The organism is Roseibium sp. LAB1 (assembly GCF_054658235.1).
On sequence record NZ_BAAGIB010000007.1, the window covers coordinates 18,449 to 38,773 of the forward strand.

Annotated in this window: 19 protein-coding genes; 13 read left to right on the forward strand and 6 right to left on the reverse strand. The window is 59.6% G+C overall.

Features of this window, described 5'->3' with window-relative positions; translation table 11 throughout:
• The first annotated feature begins 41 nt into the window (after positions 1 to 41).
• Complete coding sequence (locus tag ACYQ54_RS26345; RefSeq protein ID WP_460087733.1) at positions 42 to 662, forward strand: HD domain-containing protein; 621 nt, start codon at positions 42 to 44, stop codon at positions 660 to 662.
• Between the two features lie 136 nt (positions 663 to 798).
• Positions 799 to 1,170, forward strand: a complete 372-nt coding sequence (locus tag ACYQ54_RS26350; protein WP_460087735.1) for a SpoIIAA family protein — start codon at positions 799 to 801, stop codon at positions 1,168 to 1,170.
• A gap of 96 nt (positions 1,171 to 1,266) precedes the next feature.
• Here the strand turns inward: ACYQ54_RS26350 and ACYQ54_RS26355 are convergent, their stop codons facing one another.
• The gene (locus ACYQ54_RS26355; RefSeq protein WP_460087736.1) at positions 1,267 to 2,055 is read right to left on the reverse strand and encodes a class II glutamine amidotransferase; all 789 of its coding nucleotides are present in this window, start codon (positions 2,053 to 2,055) and stop codon (positions 1,267 to 1,269) included.
• 16 nt (positions 2,056 to 2,071) lie between these two features.
• The gene (locus ACYQ54_RS26360) at positions 2,072 to 3,538 is read right to left on the reverse strand and encodes an aminotransferase class V-fold PLP-dependent enzyme (protein ID WP_460087737.1); all 1,467 of its coding nucleotides are present in this window, start codon (positions 3,536 to 3,538) and stop codon (positions 2,072 to 2,074) included.
• 104 nt (positions 3,539 to 3,642) lie between these two features.
• Between ACYQ54_RS26360 and ACYQ54_RS26365 the strand changes: the two genes are divergently transcribed.
• The gene (locus tag ACYQ54_RS26365) at positions 3,643 to 4,104 is read left to right on the forward strand and encodes an Lrp/AsnC family transcriptional regulator (RefSeq protein ID WP_460087739.1); all 462 of its coding nucleotides are present in this window, start codon (positions 3,643 to 3,645) and stop codon (positions 4,102 to 4,104) included.
• Positions 4,105 to 4,110: 6 nt separating this feature from the next.
• Here the strand turns inward: ACYQ54_RS26365 and ACYQ54_RS26370 are convergent, their stop codons facing one another.
• Positions 4,111 to 6,795: an SH3 domain-containing protein gene (locus ACYQ54_RS26370; RefSeq protein ID WP_460087741.1), complete on the reverse strand. Its 2,685-nt coding sequence runs from the start codon at positions 6,793 to 6,795 to the stop codon at positions 4,111 to 4,113.
• Between the two features lie 216 nt (positions 6,796 to 7,011).
• Here ACYQ54_RS26370 and ACYQ54_RS26375 point away from each other — a divergent pair, with 216 nt between their 5' ends.
• On the forward strand, positions 7,012 to 7,440 hold the full coding sequence (locus ACYQ54_RS26375) for a hypothetical protein (RefSeq protein ID WP_460087744.1): 429 nt from the start codon (positions 7,012 to 7,014) through the stop codon (positions 7,438 to 7,440).
• Between the two features lie 85 nt (positions 7,441 to 7,525).
• Here the strand turns inward: ACYQ54_RS26375 and ACYQ54_RS26380 are convergent, their stop codons facing one another.
• Positions 7,526 to 8,650 carry a Gfo/Idh/MocA family protein gene (locus tag ACYQ54_RS26380; RefSeq protein ID WP_460087746.1) on the reverse strand — a complete coding sequence of 375 codons (1,125 nt, stop codon included), beginning with the start codon at positions 8,648 to 8,650 and terminating at the stop codon, positions 7,526 to 7,528.
• 35 nt (positions 8,651 to 8,685) lie between these two features.
• Positions 8,686 to 9,396, reverse strand: a complete 711-nt coding sequence (locus tag ACYQ54_RS26385) for a GntR family transcriptional regulator (RefSeq protein WP_460087748.1) — start codon at positions 9,394 to 9,396, stop codon at positions 8,686 to 8,688.
• Positions 9,397 to 9,586: 190 nt separating this feature from the next.
• On the opposite strand from ACYQ54_RS26385, the gene ACYQ54_RS26390 reads away from it, so the two are divergent.
• The 6 genes from ACYQ54_RS26390 to ACYQ54_RS26415 all read left to right on the forward strand — a co-directional run bounded on the left by ACYQ54_RS26390 (position 9,587) and on the right by ACYQ54_RS26415 (position 15,474).
• Positions 9,587 to 10,741 carry an LLM class flavin-dependent oxidoreductase gene (locus tag ACYQ54_RS26390; protein WP_460087750.1) on the forward strand — a complete coding sequence of 385 codons (1,155 nt, stop codon included), beginning with the start codon at positions 9,587 to 9,589 and terminating at the stop codon, positions 10,739 to 10,741.
• On the forward strand, positions 10,741 to 11,631 hold the full coding sequence (locus ACYQ54_RS26395) for an aldo/keto reductase (protein ID WP_460087752.1): 891 nt from the start codon (positions 10,741 to 10,743) through the stop codon (positions 11,629 to 11,631). The genes ACYQ54_RS26390 and ACYQ54_RS26395 overlap by 1 nt, the downstream gene beginning before the upstream one ends.
• Entirely contained in the window at positions 11,631 to 12,146 is a 516-nt protein-coding gene (locus tag ACYQ54_RS26400) for a flavin reductase family protein (RefSeq protein WP_460087755.1), read from the forward strand. Before ACYQ54_RS26395 ends, ACYQ54_RS26400 begins: the two co-directional genes overlap by 1 nt.
• Positions 12,147 to 12,304: 158 nt before the next feature.
• Complete coding sequence (locus tag ACYQ54_RS26405) at positions 12,305 to 12,895, forward strand: TRAP transporter small permease (RefSeq protein WP_460087757.1); 591 nt, start codon at positions 12,305 to 12,307, stop codon at positions 12,893 to 12,895.
• The gene (locus ACYQ54_RS26410; protein ID WP_460087759.1) at positions 12,895 to 14,388 is read left to right on the forward strand and encodes a TRAP transporter large permease; all 1,494 of its coding nucleotides are present in this window, start codon (positions 12,895 to 12,897) and stop codon (positions 14,386 to 14,388) included. The genes ACYQ54_RS26405 and ACYQ54_RS26410 overlap by 1 nt, the downstream gene beginning before the upstream one ends.
• 27 nt (positions 14,389 to 14,415) lie before the next feature.
• A complete protein-coding gene (locus tag ACYQ54_RS26415) occupies positions 14,416 to 15,474 on the forward strand; it encodes a TRAP transporter substrate-binding protein (protein WP_460087761.1) in 1,059 nt (352 codons plus the stop codon).
• Positions 15,475 to 15,712: 238 nt separating this feature from the next.
• Here the strand turns inward: ACYQ54_RS26415 and ACYQ54_RS26420 are convergent, their stop codons facing one another.
• The gene (locus tag ACYQ54_RS26420) at positions 15,713 to 16,195 is read right to left on the reverse strand and encodes a tetratricopeptide repeat protein (protein WP_460087763.1); all 483 of its coding nucleotides are present in this window, start codon (positions 16,193 to 16,195) and stop codon (positions 15,713 to 15,715) included.
• 3 nt (positions 16,196 to 16,198) lie between these two features.
• Between ACYQ54_RS26420 and ACYQ54_RS26425 the strand changes: the two genes are divergently transcribed.
• The 3 genes from ACYQ54_RS26425 (at position 16,199) to metG (ending at position 20,241) form a co-directional block, all read left to right on the forward strand.
• On the forward strand, positions 16,199 to 17,515 hold the full coding sequence (locus ACYQ54_RS26425) for a cytochrome-c peroxidase (RefSeq protein ID WP_460087765.1): 1,317 nt from the start codon (positions 16,199 to 16,201) through the stop codon (positions 17,513 to 17,515).
• 26 nt (positions 17,516 to 17,541) lie between these two features.
• Complete coding sequence (locus tag ACYQ54_RS26430; RefSeq protein WP_460087768.1) at positions 17,542 to 18,537, forward strand: YeiH family protein; 996 nt, start codon at positions 17,542 to 17,544, stop codon at positions 18,535 to 18,537.
• A 183-nt stretch (positions 18,538 to 18,720) separates the two neighbouring features.
• The gene (metG, locus tag ACYQ54_RS26435) at positions 18,721 to 20,241 is read left to right on the forward strand and encodes a methionine--tRNA ligase (RefSeq protein ID WP_460087769.1); all 1,521 of its coding nucleotides are present in this window, start codon (positions 18,721 to 18,723) and stop codon (positions 20,239 to 20,241) included.
• Positions 20,242 to 20,325: the final 84 nt, after the last annotated feature.

Here is a 20,325-nt window from a genome sequence, read left to right on the forward strand (position 1 = left end):
GCCGCTCGCACGGCATTGCTGTCAGCCCTAGTCTGGCGGCCATGACACAGAAAACCCCTCCCCTCGACCTTCCCGCGATCGATCCGGCCCGCCTGACCGGGCTGCTGGATTTCCTGCAGGCTGCCGAGCAGCTGAAGGACACGCTTCGATCGGGAACGACAACCGGTGGCAGACCGGAAAGCACGGCCGAACACAGCTGGCGGCTGGCCCTGATGGTTGTGCTTTTCCAGACCGAGCTCGCACATGTTGATGTTCTGAAACTCCTGAAGCTGACACTGGTGCATGATCTGGGCGAAGCCATTTCCGGAGATATCCCCGCGCCGCTCCAGAAACCCGGGGACGACCGGCAGGAGCGGGAAAGGCGGGACTTCCTGACCTTGTGCACGCCGCTGCCGACGGATGTGGCTGAAGAACTGCTTTCCCTTTGGGATGAATATGCAGCCGCCCAGACAACAGAATCCCAGATAGCCAAGGCGTACGACAAACTGGAAACCATGCTTCAGCACGTCCTGATGCCGAGACAGGACGTCCCATTTTATGAATTCAACCTCGGCTACGGCCGCGAGCGCACCGACTGCTGCGCCCTGACGCGCCAAATCCGCGAGAGGGTCGACGGATTGACCCGTTCCAAGATGGCAGACGCTGGGCGGGAAATCGCCTGATCCCACCGAGATCGCCGTTCGAGAAAACCACGCTCCTTGGCAAACAGTCTCCGGACGCGGTCAGACAGTTTCTTATTTGTGGTGATTGGGTTTACCATTCCGGGTGTGCCGTTCAGACACTGCCGGAGGAACCAGCATGTATACGATCCTGCCCCGCAGCCAGGGCGCCGTTCTCGGGGTCGAGATTTCCGGAAAGGTCGATATCGATCAGGAAAAAGGCCTGATCGCCAAGGCCGAAGAGATGATTGAGGACCAGGGCAAGATCAGCGTTCTGGTCGTTCTTGGCGATCATGTCGGCGTATCGTTCGAAGCCGCCAAGGCGGACATCAGGTGGGTGCTGGCCAACATGCAGCATCTCAGCAAGATCGCCATCGTGACGGACAGCAAATTGCTTGCCGCCCTTGTTGCTATCGATGCCACGTTCGCCAAGATGGTCGGCATTCAGGAAAAACACTTCGACCGGGACGAAATCGACATCGCCTGGCACTGGATCGAAAGCCCTGCCTGAAGCCGCCCGGGAGGAGCCCTTCCCGGCAATGATAGCGGCGGTCAGCTCATATGAGGCCGGGCATACAAATTGGGCTTGGCAAATCACTTTCGGTGTTCAGGCGTCAGCAAGCTGTTCGTCGCTCAGGAAAGCAACCTGGTTCACCTTGCCGTCCCTGACTTCGATCATCTGTCCCTGGGGGACTTCCATCCAGCAACCGCGGGCTTCGTCCAGCGGTTCGGACACGACCATGACACCGTCGTCATAGAGACGGTAATAGAGTGTCGGGGCAAGATTGTCCGAGGCATAGCGGGCCGCATAGAGCGTCTCTCCATCCGACCAGCCAGCGGCAAAACGCATGTGAGGCGTGGTTCCGGCATATTTGGACAGGGCTTCTGCTTCGAACACGGCTCTTGCCATGGCCGCGCGCGGGTGCAGATTGAGCCCATAGGCGAGCGCGACCAGGAACAGGCTTTCGCTGTCGGTGCCGCCAATGCGATCGCGATAGAGATCATCCGGGATCATGTTGTCGAGGCGTCGGCGCACCTTGTCGTAGCCGCCAACCTGCCCGTTGTGCATGAAGGTCCAGCGCTGGAACGTGAACGGATGGCAGTTGTCCCGTGTGGTTGCCGTTCCGGTGGAAGCGCGCACATGCGCCAGGAAATGGCGTGAACGGATGTGCTTGGAGATCTGCAACAGGTTCGGATCCGACCAGGCCGGACGAACGTCCTTGTAAACGCAGGGCGTTTCCCGGTCGCCGTACCAGGCAACGCCGAACCCGTCGGCGTTGACGGAGGTCTTGCAGGAAAGTGCGTTGCGGCTCTGGTCGATCAGCGAATGCGCCGGATCGCAGATGACTTCTTCCAGATATTTCGGAGCTCCGCTCCAGGCAGCCCAGCGGCACATGTCGACTTGGTGTCCTTCAAGCAGCGTCTTGCATGGCCTTGAACCGGGCCGTGGTTTCGTCGCACGCGTAGTAGTCCGCGGCCGGATAAGGATGCAGCGCCAGATCTTCGACGGCGGCAATGATCCTTTCCGCCTTGTCTACTGTCATGAGCACCGAAAAATTGAGCCGTGTCCAGCCGGGCTTCTTCAGTTCTTCACCGGAAAGAATTCCGGAGCGTAGTGCTTCGGACTGTTCCGGACCGATATCCAGCAGCCGGTGGGCATAAGGGCCCGCACAGGCGCAGCCGCCGCGGGCCTGGATGCCGTAGATGTCCGACAACATGCGGGTGACGAGCTGCTGGTGAATATAGCCTCCGCGTTCCAGGTCCCTCACGCGGAACGAAAACACCGGCAGGACGTGACGGGCCTTGTCGTTTCCAAGAATCTCGATCGCCGGATTGTCGCGCCAGACGGCCAGCGCCTTGGCCCGCCAGGCGGCGTTCCGCTCGTCCATCAGTCGCTGTCCGATGGCTTCCTTGACCAGAAAGGCGAGCGCCGCACGGATGTCGCCGATCACGTTCGGCGTCCCGGCTTCTTCGCGGTCTGAAAGATTGTCTGAATAATCATGGGCCCAGGGGGACACGAAGCGTACCGTGCCGCCGCCTGGAAAGACCGGCGTCGCCTTGCTGACGGCTTCCTTGCGCACGATCATGACACCGGAGGCGGCAGGACCGCCGATGAACTTGTGCGGCGAGACGACAACAGCATCCTTCTGGGCATCCGTGCCGGCTTTCATGTCGACCGGCAGATAGGGACCTGAGCCGGCGCAATCCCAGACACTGAGCGCCCCATAGCGCTTCAGCAACCGCGTAATTGCCTCATCGTCCGTGACGATGCCGGTGACATTGGACATCAACGAGAACGCACCGACAATCAGCCGACCAGACCCCGCCCTGCGCAAGACGCCTTCCAGCTCGGCAAGATCGGGACCGCCTGTTACCGCCTCATCTATCTCGACCACCTCGGCTCCGCTTTCGCGCCAGGGCAAAATGTCGGAGTGATGCTCATAGGGACCGATCACAACGAGCGGCTCTTCACCGCGTTCGGCGGCGGCTGAAACCCCGAGAAGATGTACCAGCCGGTTGAGGCCCGCAGTTGCTCCAGAGCCGCAAAAGACCGTCGCATAGCCCTCGTCAGCCCCGCAAATGCGCGCGATCTCGGACCGCGCGGCCTCACGCATCCGTGTCATCGCGCTGCCGCAATAGGAGGCCTCGGTGTGGCTGTTCGCGTAGACTGGCAGAATTTCTTCCAGAACGAATTCCTCAACCTGGCGCAAGGCGCGGCCGGAGGCGACGTAGTCGGCATAAATCAGCTCACGTTCACCGAACGGACCAGAAATGGATGCGCCCTCGCCGATCAATCCCGCTCGCAGGCAGGAAATCAGATCCGGAGCTTTCAGTTCTTCGATGAAATAATCGAGTGCCGTGCCTGTCTTTTGGGTCATCTTGTGCTCCGAAACGCCTTTTTCGGATCATACGACCACGTCAAGTGAGATATCTTCACCTCATTCGATTGTCATTTTCTGTAAATTGTGTCATTTGATCGGTAATGGAGAAAAAATTCGATCATATCGACCGTGCATTGCTGCGCGCCCTGCAACGCGACGCCCGTCTTTCGCAAAGAGACCTTGCAGACAAGGTTGGCCTTTCCCAGAACGCCTGCTGGCGCCGGTTGAAAACACTCTATGACAGCGGATTGATCGAAGGACACACGATACGGCTGGACCCGGCCAAGCTCGGGTTGAATCTCACCGTCTTCGTGATGATCCGAACCCGGCACCACTCCAAGGACTGGCTCGAAAGATTTCGGGGCGAAGTCGCAGCCATTCCGAACGTGATCGACTTCTACCGGATTGCCGGTGATTACGACTACATGCTGAAAGTGGTGGCCGAAGACATGAATGCCTTCGACCGCGTTTATCAGCGCCTGATCGAGAAAGTCGATCTGGATACGGTCACGTCATACATGACCATGGAATCAATCGCGGATGCCCGCGACCTTCCGATCTAGGCCTTCTCAGCGGCGGCGTCCGCCGCCACCCCTGCGCGCACCGCCGCCGCCGCCATGACGTTGCGGGCGCGCCTGCGGACGTGAACGCTGTACGTTGCGCTGCCGGTTGACCTGCCGGTTGCCGGCCGTTCTCGCCCGGTTGTCCCTGCTCAGATGTGCAGGAGCCTGGGGACGGGCCGCCGGACGTGTGGCAGGACGGGTAGCCGGTCGCTGCACATTTGGCTTCTGCACATTCGGCCGCTGAACATTGGGCCGCTGCGCCGGGCGTTGGACGTTTGGGCGCTCCACATTCGGCTTTTGAACATTCGGGCGTTGGACGTTGGGACGCTCGATATTCGGGCGCTGGCCTGCAGGCAGGTTGGTCGGGCGCTGAACGTTCGGCCGGTTCTGGACCTTGTCGCCAAGGGGGCGGTTGGCAAGGGCGGCTCCTGCTCCGGCGCCGATCGCTCCCCCGGCCAGTCCGGCACCTATGTCACCCACGCGGTCCTGGATTGCCTCGCGGGAGGGCGCAGCGACTTCGCCCCAACGGCCACCCTCGAATTTCTGCCATTTTTCGCCATCGCGTCGATAAACGCTTCCGTCCCGGCCAGCAAAGACATCGCCGCGGCGATCAAGGTTCGCCACCCGGCCCAGATTGCCATCCTGTTTCCAACGCTGGACAGCACCGGCCTGAATATCGCGCGTGCGCGACCATTCCGGCCCGCTCACCACCTTGCCACCCCAGGAGCCGTATATGCCCCGGGCTCCGCCAACCACGACCCGATTGCCAGTCCGCGGATTATAGGCACTGATGAAGCCGGCACTGCCGCGCGGTCCGCTGATGGCAGCACCGCGAATGTAACCGCCCGTGCGGGGATTGTAGATGCCGCCGCCTGCGATGCCACGCAGAGGCCCGTAGGCATAGCCGTAGCGGCCGAAGGTTCCCCGGATCGGGTTATAGAATGCACCGATGCCGTAGCTCACCGGGCGCGGGAAGTAGATGGGACGCAGACCCGGGCGGTACCAGGGCCGGTAATAGTAACCAGTGCCATAGACGAAGACGCCCCAGGACAGGAACCCTGCAAGATAGCCCATGGTATAGCCGTACCAGACCGCTCCCGGTTCGCTGTCGTAGACGCGCACATAGGTGGTGTTGTAGACCGGCGAAGACGGCGGAATGGTGTAGATCTCGTCCGGCACCGCCGTTGCGACGGTAAACGGACCTTCCGGGCTGTCGCCGACGAACCAGACACCATCCTGCAACACGTAGTATTTCGCTCCGACCTGAATGACCTGGTCGCTGGTATTGACCGCGTAGGACATCGAGGTGCCGTCGATCTTCTCGAATTCCGGATCTCCTGCATATGAGACATCGGCGCTGACCGAACCGACCTCAACACGTGCGGTCGTCGGAATGCTGGCCTTCAGCCGCGCCTGCGAGGCTTCCGAGGTGCCGGGGATGGACGAGCGGACCGAATAGTAAGGCGCGTCTTCCGGCAGGTTCTGGAAATCGGACGGCATGTCCGGCGTGGTGAAGGTCCAGGGCCCGTCGAGCGAGGCTGACTTGAACCAGCGACCTGACACGAGGATGTACCAGGTGGACGTGGATTTCAGGAAGAACACGTCACTGTCGGTATTCGACGCCCATTCCAGATCAGTGCCTTCAACCGGCTCCAGGGCCGGTTCGCCGTCAAACACGATCATTTCCGCCGGTTTGTCGGAATAGATCACCTTTGGCAGTGTGTTGTCGGCAAACGGTTCCCCCGGGATCGCCTCCCGGGTTTCCTTCCAGTTGTCGTCATCGGGCAGCGAGCCGATCAGGTCCGGCAATTTGTCGACGGCTTCCCAACCGGCCGACACATCCTTGGTTTTCATCCATGATTTTTCATCGCGCAGATAGAGCTCGCCGCTCTCGTCGATTTTCAGAATGTCCCAGTTGCTGTTAAGAACGAAGCTGAGACCCTGGTCGCCCTTCACAGGTGCAAAGATCGGCGCGCCCTCGGTCTGCACAAGAATCGACGGCTCGGTGGAGATGAAAATCGGCGGCGCTTCTGAATTAAGGCCCTGGACATCATCCATGCGTTTGTATTCTGCAAGGCCAGCGGTGATCCGGTCTTCCTTCACAGTGATTGTGCCGGTCGGCATGATCTTGCCGACCTGGAGTGACAGATCTGTGAGAGACGATCTGTCCAGTGCCGAAAAATCCAGCTCCGTGACCTGGATCTGGTTGATATCGACCTCACTCTTGTCGGGGTCGGCCACGGTGACGCCGCTGACGCCGATCACGCCGAAGACCGGCTTGGCGTCCTTGTCCTTGATGTATTCCGCCGCGACAAGAGCCTTGAGGGTCTTGAAATTGTCCCACTCGGTGAATTGCGGCTGGTAGAGCACCAGTGTTGCACCGGCATCGGTCTGGAAAGACCGGGGCCAGCCCGTTGTCTGTTCCGGTTCGCTGAGTTGGAGATACTGTCCGCTGACGAAGCCGTTCTGGCCGTTGTAGCTGATCGAACACCAGGCCCCGCTGTCGTCGCAGTTTTCCATCTCGACCTGTGTGCCGGAAGGAACGGTGCCAAGCGAACCGAAGTTCGTTCCCGGCCCTTGCCGAAAGTTGACATTGGCTGTCGTCAGGGCTGGTGCGGCGAGGACGCCATTTATGAAAACTGTTTGTAAAATCAGCGTTGAAGATAACAGAACGGACAAAGTCTTACGCATTGGGACCTCCCAGGGGCCGTTTCGGGCGGCCCTGTCGATGTCGTGTGCATGTGCCGGTGCGCGAGCCGGAAACCTGTGCACACCCCGAACCAATCCAAATTTCGTCGTTGCGCCTATTCCCAGTGAGAGGCGTCACAGTTAAATCTTACGTGGAATGATATTCCATCTGCAAGATCACGTTGAAACAAACTGCATTTCGACCAGGAGTTTAAGGGAATGTTGAAGCGTTACGCTCTCACAGCCGTATTGGCGGGCTTGATCTCGATCGGCTCTTTCCCGCTCGCCGCTCCGCAACAGGCCCAGGCCGAAATCTTCTACTGTCAGAGCACGCGGACATCCAAGGGAAACGAGCCCTACTGCAACTTTCTACTTTTCGACAAGGCGTTCACCCGCCACATGCAGGTGATCGTCGCTCAGGGCGCCCGGCGGGATATCGACGTCAATGGCCGCTACGACGTCTTCTGTGTCCTGGTGCAAAACCACAGGAACGTGCCGGACAATTTCGCCTACCGGAAGCAGCAGTGCAAAAAGACGGATACGGGCCGCGAATACAAGGTGCCGATCCGGGCCATCAACATGCGCCGTGGACGGGACGGCTTCAGCTCCAACAACGTGCAGTCCCTGTTGCCGAAAGAGCGCTGGTAACCCCTTCCCTCACGCCGCGACGGCAAGAAAAAAGCCGGCACGACAAATGTCGCACCGGCCAGGTCTCCAGAGGAAAAGCGTCTTGTCAGCAGGCGACGGAGGAAAGCGCCTGAGACCGTAGCGTTACGGCCTGGCCCGTGCGGGCAGACTGCTGTGCCGCCAGCCCCATTTCCACGGCGCGCCATCCGTCTTCAAGCGTCACCTCAGGTGCAGGCTTTTCACCGCGCACGACAGCAACGAAGCCTTCGTGCTGGTAGAAGGTCGAGCCATTGTGGTCGCCTGCATCGAGGATCGTCGGATCAACCGGAATATCGATCTGACGCGGACCTTTTGGAAACCTTGGCGATACGACAAGCTGGGGAACTGGCGGCTCACCGAGGTGTTCCGGCCAGAAACGTCCGGGCCCCGGCACGTAGGCTTCGATCTTGCCTTCCGGGCCAACAGCCGACACTTCTTCCTGGTAGCGGGAGCCTTCGGCAAACATGCAGAGTTCCAGCATGGCCCGGGCACCGTTTTCGAAGTCGACGATCACATAGCCATTGTCGAGAATGTCCGGCTGTTCACCGTTGTAGACTTCGTCCTTGTGATTGGCATCCTGGCCGGCCGACGCCATCACGCGGACGGGTTCGCATTGCATGATCAGCCGCATGAGATCGAAGAAATGGCAGCATTTTTCAACGAAGGTGCCGCCTGAATAGCGGTTGAACCGGTTCCAGGCTCCGACCTTGTCGAGAAATGGAAAACGGTGTTCGCGGATGGTCAGCATCTTGATGCCGCCGGTGGCCGTTTCCGCCTGTTCGATCAATGCCGCGATCGGCGGCATGTAGCGGTACTCCATCGCCACCCACACGGGTGCCGGATAGGAGGCCTTGAAAGTTTCCAGCTCGGCAAGGTCCTTCGGATCGGTGAAGAGAGGCTTTTCGACGAGAAGCGGTAACGGACGCTTGCGGCGGATTTCTTCCATCTGCGGCACATGGCAATGGTTCGGGCTGGCAATCAGGATGCAGTCCAGGTCTTCCACGTCCAGCAGCTCCGAGACGGAGCGGGCAAATTGCGCCTTTGGTGCAAACTTTGCCGCGGCTTCCGCCATTCCGGCGTCCGGCTCGAAGATCACCGTCACTTCGGTATCCGGCAAGAGCGCGATGTTGCGCAGGTGCTCCTGCCCCATCATTCCGCAGCCAATGACGCCGTATCTTACCTTTGCAGGCATTCAGTCCTCCATGAGCGGTGGCAATTCTCGTCCACCTATTTCAAGCGCTGCACGTAATGCGCCCGGTCCGTGTCGAACCAGGTTCGCGAATATTCGACCGGCTTGGGGCGATCCGCCCAACTGAACCGTTCGACAAAGCCTGTGAGTGTTCCCGGCGTCTTCTGAAAGATCTCCGGCGTCCAGTCCGGCAGTCCACGGATGGTGACCCGGTCTTCTGCACGCACGATCCAGAACCCCAGATGCTTCTGGTAAAAACGGTAGAGGGAATCGGACAGGAGCTCGCGCCGCACGAAGCCTGCGTCGCCGTCCAGCCAGATTTCTTCCACTGCGATCATCACATCGTTGAGAAACCTGAGGCGGCGGATCCGGGTGCCTTCGGAACTGGTGCCGAAGAGCGGCAGGTCGTCCGGCTTGTCCATGCGCTGAACGTCCAGAATATCCGCCCTCGGCAGCCCCCCACCTGTCAGAAGCTCAAGACGGAACATGGCATAGACACTTTCATGGGTGCCGCCCTGCCGTATGTAGTTTCCCGACCCCTGGATCCGCTCAAGTAAGCCTTTTTGCGTAAGGTCGGCGAGCGCCTTGCGGAGGGTTCCGATGGAGATGCCAAGCTCCTCCGCCATGTCCCTTTCAGGCGGCAATCGTTCGCCGTCGATCAGCCGTCCGGCCGCAATATCCCGGATCAAAAGCTCGCTTATCTGCACGTAGAGCGGCAGCGCGGTCGAGGTTTGCGAGGCGGTTGGCATGGTGGTTCGAGGGTCTCTTTTTCAAAATTGATACACTATTGATTTACATCAAAACGGGTGATATGCAAGAGGAAATCGAACGCAGAATGAAGCCATTCGAAAACAAACGAAAATAGCGAAACCACAATCGCGCCCATATCGGCGTATGCAGGTTTCGGCATTCGACAAGATGGTCCAAGGGAGGCACTTCATGACCGTAGTCCCAGTCACGTCATCGGATCTTGATGCAGCGGAGGTATCCTGGTTCGCCGCATTGTGTTCCGACGACTACCAGTTTCTGGGCGTACCCGAAGGTCACCTGCGCTCCTCCTGGGAGCATTGTTCCTCGATCGTGAAAACAGCCGAGCAGCAGGGCTTCCGCAACATTCTGTGCCCGTCGTCCTACCAGGTCGGCCAGGATACCCTGTCGTTTGTCGCCGGATGTGCGCCGATTACCGACAGGATCAACCTTCTGGCAGCCGTTCGCTGCGGCGAGATGCAGCCGATCATGCTGGCGCGGACCATCGCCACCTTGGACCACATGCTTCAGGGACGGTTGACGGTCAACATCATCTCCTCCGACTTCCCGGGCGAGCAGGCAGACAGCAGCTATCGTTACCAGCGCTCGCGGGAAGTGGTTGAAATCCTGAAACAGGCATGGACGCAGGACGAGATCAATTACGAAGGCCAGATCTACAACTTCAAGGGCCTGACCACCGACCCGGCACGGCCTTACCAGACCGGCGGCCCCCTGCTCTATTTCGGCGGATATTCTCCCGATGCGCTGGACCTTTGCGGCCAACATTGCGACGTATATCTGATGTGGCCGGAAAAGATCGAGGAACTGGAAGGCCGCATGAAGGCGGTCAACACGGTTGCCGAGAAGTACGACCGCACACTCGACTACGGCCTGCGCGTGCACATGATCGTGCGCGACACGGAAAAGGAAGCGCAAGAATACGCCGACTACATCGTCTCCAAACTCGATGAAGTCCAGGGAACGGCCATCCGCGAACGGGCACTCGACGCCAAGTCTCTTGGGGTGAGCCACCAGGCCAAGAACCGCGAGATCGCCGATGAATTCGGCTACATCGAACCAAACCTGTGGACCGGTGTCGGCCGGGCAAGGTCCGGTTGCGGGGCGGCGCTGGTCGGGTCTACCGATCAGGTGATGGCCAAGATCGAGGCCTATCAGAAGATGGGCATCCGTGCCTTCATCTTCTCCGGTTATCCGCACCTGGAAGAAGCCAAGCATTTCGGTTCGCGGGTACTGCCGAACCTGAAAATCTGTTCCCTGCCGCACGCCTATGGTCGTGTCCCGGCTCAAACGCCGGCAACCCCGCTTGGCCAAGGAGTTCGCCGCTAATGGACCGCGTGAAACTTTCTGAAACTCTTGAGTTCTCCCGGCTGATCTACGGCATGTGGCGCATCGGCGACGACAGCGACACGTCGCCCGCTCACGTGGAACGCAAGATCCAGACCTGCCTCGACCAGGGCATCACCACCTTCGACCAGGCGGACATCTACGGCGGCTATGCTGCCGAAGCCGTGCTTGGTGGAGCACTTAAGGCCAATCCGGCCCTGCGTGCCAGGATGGAAATCGTCACCAAATGCGACATCGTCGCGCCAGCCGGACGCTATTCAAATGCCAAGGTGAAACATTACGACACCTCCCGCGCCCATGTCGAAAGGTCGGTCGATTTCTCGCTCACCGAAATGGGCATCGAAACCATTGACCTGTTGCTGATCCACCGACCTGATCCGTTGATGGATCATCACGAGACCGGCGCAGCGCTCGATGATCTGGTCAAGAGTGGCAAAGTGCGCAACGTCGGCGTCTCAAATTTCCGTCCCTGGGACTGGGAACTGCTGCAGTCGGCGATGTCGAACCGGCTTGTCACCAACCAGATCGAGATCTCGTTGAAGGAAATTTCTCCCTTCACCAACGGTGATCTGGCGTTCCACCAGCGGCTTGGGACCAGGCTGATGGCGTGGTCGCCCCTCGGCGGCGGGTCGCTGATCTCTGAAAGCGGCAAGTTGGGCGCCGTCATGGACGAAATCGCGGCGGAAGCCGGTGTCGACCGGTCTGCGGTCGCGGTGGCCTTCCTGCTGGCTCATCCGGCGCAACTGTTGCCGGTGATGGGCACCAACAATCTGGAGCGGATCGCCCAGATCTCCGACGCGCTGAAAGTCAGCCTGGATCGCGAAACCTGGTACCGTCTTTACGAAGCGGCGCTTGGAACAGAGGTGCCCTGATGACCATGCAGAATGCCAATCATACCGTGACCTTCGAACCGGACGCCGACAACACCCGCCTCTTGCGGGATGCATTCGGGCGCTTTGCCACCGGCGTCACTGTGGTGACCACCGGATCGGCCGACGGCCCGGTGGGCATCACCGCCAACAGCTTCTCTTCCGTTTCGCTGGAACCACCGCTGGTTTTGTGGATGCCGGACAAGGGCTCACGCAGGTTCCAGTATTTCGAAACGGCCGAACACTACGCCATTCACGTGCTGAGCCATGAGCAGGCTGAAGTCTGCAACGGTTTCGTGCGCAATGCCCATGCCTTCGATCAGCTTATCTATACGATCGACGACAACGGCGTGCCCCTGATCCAGAACTGCCTTGCCCGTTTCGAGTGCAAGCGGTTCACCGCTTATGAGGGCGGCGACCATCTGATCGTTCTCGGTCAGGTCCTGCAGGCGGAAATGCGCTCCGGTGAAGCCCTGACATTTTATGCGGGCAAGCTCGGACAAATCGCTCCAAAGTAAGGGCGGAAAACGGGGCGGTGACCGGCCCGTTCTGGAGGAGAGTGAGACGGTTTCTGTTTCAGGAGATCGCAGAAGACCGCTTCACCACTTTATAAGGTCAACTTCGCGGTTCTCGTGTTTGCGCACATGAAGACCGGTTGATCCAGGGAGGAGCCCGGATGGGCATTTTGCTGGCGGTCCTTGCACCGCTCGACTTCGTCAATTCGCTGCTGTTGCGGATTGGCCGAGGCATCGGCATCGTTGCCGTGGCCCTGATGGTGATTGCTATCCTGATTCAGGTCGTGTTCCGCTATGTCTTCAACAATGCATTGCCCTGGCCGGACGAAGCGGCCCGTTTCTGCATGCTCTGGATGACCGGCCTGATGGCCCCGACAGCGTTTCGCAGGGGCGGTTTCGTTGCCATCGACATGTTCACCCATTCCCTGCCCCGCCTTCTGGGCAGCGCCATCTCCTTGCTGCTTCTGCTGATTTCACTCGCAGTGCTCGTCGTCGCCCTCAAAATCGGGTTTTCCGAAGTCACCGGCTTCGGAGGCCGTTTCGCGACCGCTTCGCTCTATGTGCCGGGCAACCTTGCTTTCAGCGAATGGATCCGCGTGCCGCGCAGCTGGATGATGGCCTCCATTCTTGTCGGCGTTTTCCTGCTGACGCTCGTCAACATCGAGCTGATCCTTCGCAATATCATCGCCAGCCTCGGCGGTGCCGACCGAATGCCGGTCATCCCCGACCCGGACATGGCAGGAGCTGACTGATGCTGATCTGGTTCCTTCCCGTCTTCCTCGTCTTCCTGCTGATCGGACTGCCTGTCTTCTTCGGCCTTCTGGCGGCTCCTGGCCTGTTGCTCTGGCTGAACGGTCAGGAAAAAGACATCACGCTGCTTTACCGCAACGTCTACAACGGCATGGACAGTTTTCCTCTAATGGCGATTCCGTTCTTCATGCTGGCAGGCGAGCTGATGAACAAGGGCGGCATCACCATGCGGCTGGTCGAATTCAGCCAGGCTCTGATGGGGCATCTGCGCGGCGGCCTTGCTCATGTGAACATTCTGTCCTCGATGCTGTTTGCCGGTCTTTCCGGTTCTGCGGTCGCCGACACCTCCGCGCTCGGATCCATGCTGATCCCGGCCATGGAGAAGCAGGGCTACACAAGGCGTTTTGCTGCTGCAATCACCGCGGCGAGTTCCGTCATCGGCCCGATCATTCCACCGTCGGGCATCATGATCATCTATGCCTACGTGATGGGAGAGAGCGTTGCCGCGCTGTTCCTGGCAGGTATCGTCCCCGGCGTCATGGTCGGTATCGGCCTGATGCTCATGGTCAAGTTCATGGCCAACAAATACGATCTGCCAAAGGCCCAGAGGATCGTAAGTCCGGGACAGACGTTGGCCCCGGTTGAATATTGGTTCTCGTTCATAGTCCTGCGCGCGAACCTGGCCGCCCTGTTCACCGTCCTTGCCGGGCTGATCGTCGAGGTCTCCGGTTTCGCGGAACTATCCACCACGACCACTTTCGTGCTTTTTGCAGCCTTCCTCGCTGTCTCCCACTTGCTGTTGTGGAACCTCAGAGGCGCTGTCTCGGAGGATTTCCGGGTTGTCTGCAAGAAGGCCGTTGCGCCACTTCAAACGCCGATCATCATTCTCGGCGGCATTCTGCTCGGCGTCTTCACGCCGACGGAAGCGGCGGCAGTCGCGGTCGCCTATGCGCTCATCATCGGCTTTTTCGTTCTGCACTCGATCAAGGTGTCCGAGATCCCGGGTGTTCTGAACAGGGCGGGTATCACCTCGGCGGTGGTGCTGCTGCTGGTCGGCGCGGCTATGGCCTTCAAGACCGTCGTCAGCCTCAGCCACGCTCCCGAAATCATGGCAGAGTTCGTCCTCACCCTGTCTGAGAACCCGCTGATCCTGCTGTTCCTGATCAACCTGCTGCTCTTCGTGGTCGGCATGTTCCTGGATGCAGGCCCGGCGATCATCATTCTCGGACCGATCCTCGGACCGATTTTCGTCAACCTTGGCGTCGATCCGATCCATTTCGCCATCATCATGAGCGTCAACCTGACCATCGGCCTGGCGACACCGCCGATGGGGCTGGTGCTCTTCGTTGCGGCCTCGGTTTCAAGAGAACGGGTTGAAACCATTGCCAAGGCCATCCTGCCGTTTCTGGCGGTGGAAATCGCGGTGATCTTTCTGATCACCTACATTCCGGCACTTTCGATGACGATCCCGCGTCTGACCGGATTTGCCAACTGAACCTGAGCTTTTAAAGGGAGGAACCTAATGCTCAAAACTGCACTGAAAACGCTCACGGTCGCGGCGATGCTCGCCGGATCGTCGCTGAGCGCGCTTGCCGCCGATTACACCCTGCGCGCAACCGCCAATTCGAACGAAAACGACGAGGATTATGACGGCCTTGTCGTGTTCAAGAACTTCGTTGAAGCCGCTTCGAACGGTGCTATCGAGGTCGAACTGTTCATCGGCACGCAGCTTTGCTCCAACGGAGCTGAATGCCTTCAGGGCATTTCCGACGGTGCCATCGACATCTACATCTCCACCTCCGGCGGTGCAGCGGGCATCTTCCCGTATGTCCAGGTTCTCGACCTGCCCTACATGATGAGCGACGATCGGGTTGCAGAACATGTCCTGTCCGGCGAATTCACCCGCACCATGCGCACCATGGCGCTGGAAGATTCCGGTGACACCATCCGCCTGATGACCATCGGCAACACCGGTGGCTGGCGCAACTTCGCCAACACCAAGCACCGCGTCGCCAAGCCGGAAGACCTGAAGGGCCTGAAGATCCGCACCGTGGTGGCCGACCTGCCGCAGGAACTGGTCAAGGCTCTCGGCGCTGCCCCGACCCCGATCCCGTGGCCGGAACTGTTCACCTCGCTGCAGACCGGCGTTGTCGAAGGCTCCAAGAACGGCATTACCGACATCATGGGCATGAAGTTCCCCGATGCCGGCCTGCAATATGTGACCCTTGACGGTCATGCCTACATGGGCGCGCTGTGGTGGATGAACAACGAGAAGTTCCTGTCCATGCCGGAAGACCTTCGCCGCGTCGTGGTGGATGGTTTCTATGCCCTTCAGCAGGCAACATTCGCCTCGCCGAAGCGCAAGTCGATCAAGGCATATGAAGACTTCGTCGCCGGTGGTGGCGACCTCTACGTTCCGACCCCTGAAGAAAAGGCAGCCTTCAAGGAAGCTGCGGCACCGGTCTATGACTGGTTCAAGGGCAATGTCGGACGTGGCGGCGAAATCTTCGGCGCTCTGGAAGAGGCTGTGGCAGCAGCCGAAGCCGACATCAACGCCAACCGTTCTGCGGATCTGAACTGACGAAACAACGTGTCACGCCCCGCCGGCGCGGGGCGTGACACACCTCGCCGCACTCGCCCCTTGCAGTGTCTGCTCCCGCGGCCCAGGCGGCAGTCAGGCTTCAGCCAGATGGACCGGGATCCGCCTGGATCCGATGACCAGGCCCTGGGAGAATGGCAAAACTCGGAATTGCACGTTCCCGTCCGTCCAGTACTCTATTGACAGAGTTCTGCGCCGACCGGAACCGAACCGCCAGCCTTCAATTGAACGGATACATCCAGACCTTGTAATCGCCGACCAGGATATGCGCCTTTTCAATCTCTTCCTTGGTCATCTTCTTGACCACCTCTTCCAGAGAGATCGCGGCATCGGGGTCCCCCCCGATGGCGGAGAGCGTGTACCACATGTAGGCCCTTACAAGATCCGGCGCCGGCATGCCGCGGCCAACCTCGTAGTACCAGCCGACGCCGGACTGGGCTCCTGGATGGCCCTTCATCGCGCTTCTGAGATACCACTCGAACGCTCTTTGATCGTCACGCTCGACGCCCAGTCCCATCGCGTACATGACACCGATAATCTCTTCGGCATCCGCGTTGCCGGAACGAGCCGCCGGCCAGAGTTCCTTCATCGCCTCCTCGTAGCGATTGGCCTCCATCAGGTCGCGCGCGGCTTCTATTTCTGCGTGGGCAGAACCTGTGTGCAGCACAAGGGTGAGCAGAGCGGCGGTCAGAATGGTCTTCATGTCTTGCGGTTGCTCCCTCTCGTTTTCGGACTGTCGGCACCGGCCGTCGCTGCCGAATTGCCGCCGCCTCTTAAAGAAAGCGATTTCATCGCCTTCGACGCAAAGCAGGCAGCTCTCGGTCAATTGCTTTTTTACGACAAGATCCTCTCCGGCAACAGGAATATTGCCTGCGCGACATGCCACCATCCGAGCCTCGGCACAGGTGACCGCCTGTCGCTTGGCATCGGCGAAGGTGGTGAAGGACTTGGGCCCCAGCGGATAGCCGGAACCGGTGACAGCCGCATTAAGAAACGGATTCCGCGAAACGCCCCAGGTCTTTGGAACTTGGGCGCAAAAGAGCTTCACGTGCTGTTTCACGACGGCCGCCTGTCGGTTGCCGACACTTTCGAGAACGGCTTCAATTCGCCGGCCGAAGAATGGCTGCCCAGGGGCTTCAATTCGCTGCTCGCTGCCCAGGCGGTCTTTCCGGTGACGGCGCAGTTCGAGATGGCTGGTAACCCGAAGGAGAACGAAGTCGCCGGGGCCATTTACGACCGTATCGACAATGCCTGGCCGATCCTGGCGAAACGTGTTCGCATCATCCCCGAGTATGGCCGCCTGTTCGTCGCGGCCTTCGATCACATCGACGCACCGGAAGACGTCACGATCGTGGAGATTGCCAACGCTCTGGCAGCTTTCCAGGCGATCGAATGGCGGAGCATCGACAGCCCGTTCGACGGATATCTGGCCGGTGATGAAGGCGCTCTCGATCCAAACCAGAAGCGCGGCCTAGAGCTTTTCTACGGCAAGGCCGGGTGTTCTTCGTGCCACTCCGGCAGGCTGCTCAGCGACCAGAAATTCCACGCACTTGGCCTTCCTCCCTTCGGTCCGGGCCGCACGCGCAGCTTTGATCCGATGGTGCGTGATGTTGGCGTGATGGGCGAGACCGACCGTCTTGAAGACGCCTACCGGTTCCGAACCCCGATGCTGCGCAATGTCGAGCTAACGGCTCCTTACGGGCATAATGGCGCTTATCCCACACTGGAGGGGATCATCCGGCATCACCTTGACCCTGACGGGATGCTGAAAGCCTGGAAGCCGGAAACCGCAGCCCTGCCTCAGGCGCCCTGGCTGCAGGCGATCGATTTTATGGTCTGGAATGACGCTCGTGAGATGGCGCGCCAAGCCCGATTCAGGGATATTGATCCCCTCTCCCTTACGGATGCGGAGATCGCCGATCTTGTGGCTTTCCTGAAAAGCCTGACCGGCAAGCGGTCCGTCACGACCCCACCCTTCGGCATCCCTGCCACTGTCCCGAGCGGCCTTCCGGTCGACCGTTAAACACCAACAAGGACTAAGAGCGTTTCATGGTTGCTCCATTGAAAGACCGGGCAAACCGGCTGTTCCCGGGTATTGCGATTGCCGGGCTTGTCGCCATCGCCGCGCAATTCCTCAACGAGCACTACGGCGCGCCGGCCATGTTGATGGCCATCCTGCTCGGAATGCCTCTGAACTTCCTGTCGGAAGAGCATCGCACAGGCGAAGGCATCGCCTTTGCCGCCCGCACGTTGCTGCGCATCGGTGTCGCGCTGCTCGGTGTGCGCATCAGCGTGGAAATGGTACAGCAGTTGGGAGTGCCATTTCTGCTCCTGGTGATCCTCGGCGTTCTGGCGACCATCGGTTTTTCGCTGCTGATCGGCGGGTTGTTCGGGCGAGACAGGTTGTTTTCGTTTCTGACAGGCGGGGCCGTCGCCATTTGCGGTGCTTCCGCAGCCATGGCCATCGGTTCTATCCTGCCGAAACGCGAACATGCCGAACGCGACCTCGCCTTCACGGTGATCACCGTGACGGTCCTGTCCACGCTGGCCATGATCTTCTACCCGATCCTGACCTCGTACCTCGGTCTCTCCATGGATGAAACCGGCGTCTTCCTTGGCGGTACGATCCACGACGTTGCGCAGGTTGTCGGGGCCGGTTTCTCGATCTCCGAGGAAACCGGAGACCTCTCGACGCTGGTGAAGCTGATCCGCGTCACCATGCTGGCCCCCATCGTTCTGGTCGCGGCGCTCATCCTGCGCAAAAGCACAGAACCGGGTAGCGCGCGCCCACCAATCGTGCCGGCATTTGTCGTTGCCTTTCTGGTGCTTGCCGCGCTCAACTCATTCGGTTTCATCCCGGAGGCTGCCAAGGAGGCAGCCGGTCACGTCTCCCGCTGGGCGCTGTTGGCCGCGATTGCGGCGGTGGGCATGAAAACGTCCATCCCCAAACTGCTGGAAGTCGGCGGTCCTGCCATCTGGATGCTGGTCACGCAGACAGCATTTCTGGCTCTTTTCGTTATTGGCGGGATCTGGCTGATCGGCTGACCTTTCCATCGGCCTTGGCGCACCCCATATAACAAAGCGAAACCCCGGTCTTTTCAAAGGCCGGGGCTTTTCTTGTGCGGGCGAGTATGGAATATAGCTCGCACCTCTTTAGGCGGAACGGCAGATGCGCCGCAACAAGCCGGACCGGACTTGTTTCCGCCCAAACATTTCGAAAGCGTTTGGATGAAAAGCTACATCACCACCCCGATCTATTACGTCAACGGTTCTCCGCATATCGGCCACGCCTTCACGTCCGTGATGGCCGATATCCTGAAACGCAACCGACAGGCGCTGGGGTATGACATGATGCTGTCCACCGGCGTGGACGAGCATGGACAGAAGAACCAGGAAGCGGCGGAAAAAGAGGGAATGTCGGTTGAGGACTACCTCAACATGCGCTGCGAGGAGTTTCGCGACGTCTTCGACCGGCTGGACGTGGCTTACGACTACTTCGTACGCACCAGCCGCGAGGGCCACAAGACGGCTGTCGCTGCCATGGAGCAGTCGATCTTCGACAAGGACCTGATCGTCAAGAAGAATTACACCGGCACCTACTGCAAGGGCTGCGAAGAGTTCAAGAAGGAAAGCGATCTGACCGAAGAGGGGCAGTGCCCGCTACACCCGACGATGAAGGTGGAGCAGACGGAAGAAACCAACTACTTCCTGAAGATGGAACCGTTCCGCGAACGGCTTCTGCAGCACATCGCCGACAATCCGGACTTTGTTCAGCCCGAGGCGTTCAAGAACGAACTGAAGCAGATGCTGTCCGAACCGCTGGAAGATCTCTGTATCTCCCGGCCAAAGGCGCGTGTGACTCTCGGTATCGAACTGCCGTTCGACACCGACTTCGTCACCTATGTCTGGTTCGATGCGTTGGCGAACTACCTCACCAACATCAACTGGCCGGAAGAAGGCTACGAGAGCTGGTGGGCGGAATGCGAGCATCTGATCGGCAAGGATATCCTGAAGCCGCACGGCGTCTACTGGCCGATCATGCTGATGGCCGCCGGTCTGCCGCTGCCGAAGAAACTGTCCGTACACAGCCACTGGGTTGGTGCGGGCGGCGTCAAGATGTCGAAGTCCATCGGCAACGTCGTCGATCCGATCGAGGTCATCGAGAAGCTGGGTGTCGATGCCTTGCGCTGGTACCTTGCGCGTCACATGCGCGCGGACAGCGACAGCCAGATTTCGGTCGACTTCATCACCCAGTCCTACAATACGGAACTGGGCAACAAGATCGGCAACCTGCTGTCGCGGGCGGCGAAGTTTTCCAAGGCCCGTTTTGACGGCAAACTGCCGGCACCGGGCCCGCTGTCTGCCGAGGACGAAGCGATCCGCAAGTCCGTGCTCGAAGCCACCAAGGGCATGGGCGAATGGATCAATCTTGCCGAAATCCCGGCTCGCATGCAGTCAATCATCACCGTCGCCGACGAGATGAACAACTATTTCGCCGAGCAGGCTCCGTGGGACCTCATCAAGAATGAAGAGACCCGCGAGCGTTGTCAGACGGTGATCTACGTGACGCTGGACTGCCTCCGGGTCGTCATGGAAGCACTGACTCAGGTGATCCCGGCCTCTGCCGGCAAGGCACTCGCCATGCTGAACGCTCCGGCTGTCGCCCGCCCGTGGAAGCCTGAACTTGACCGTCTCGAAGGTGACAGCGATCTCGGCGAAATCGAGACACTTTATCCGCGCGTTCAGTAAGGCGCAGCGAGGATAGAACGGAAAGAAACCGCCCGGCGGCAGCCGCCGGGTGGTTGATTCTGGCGTTCAAACATCAGCCAGAAC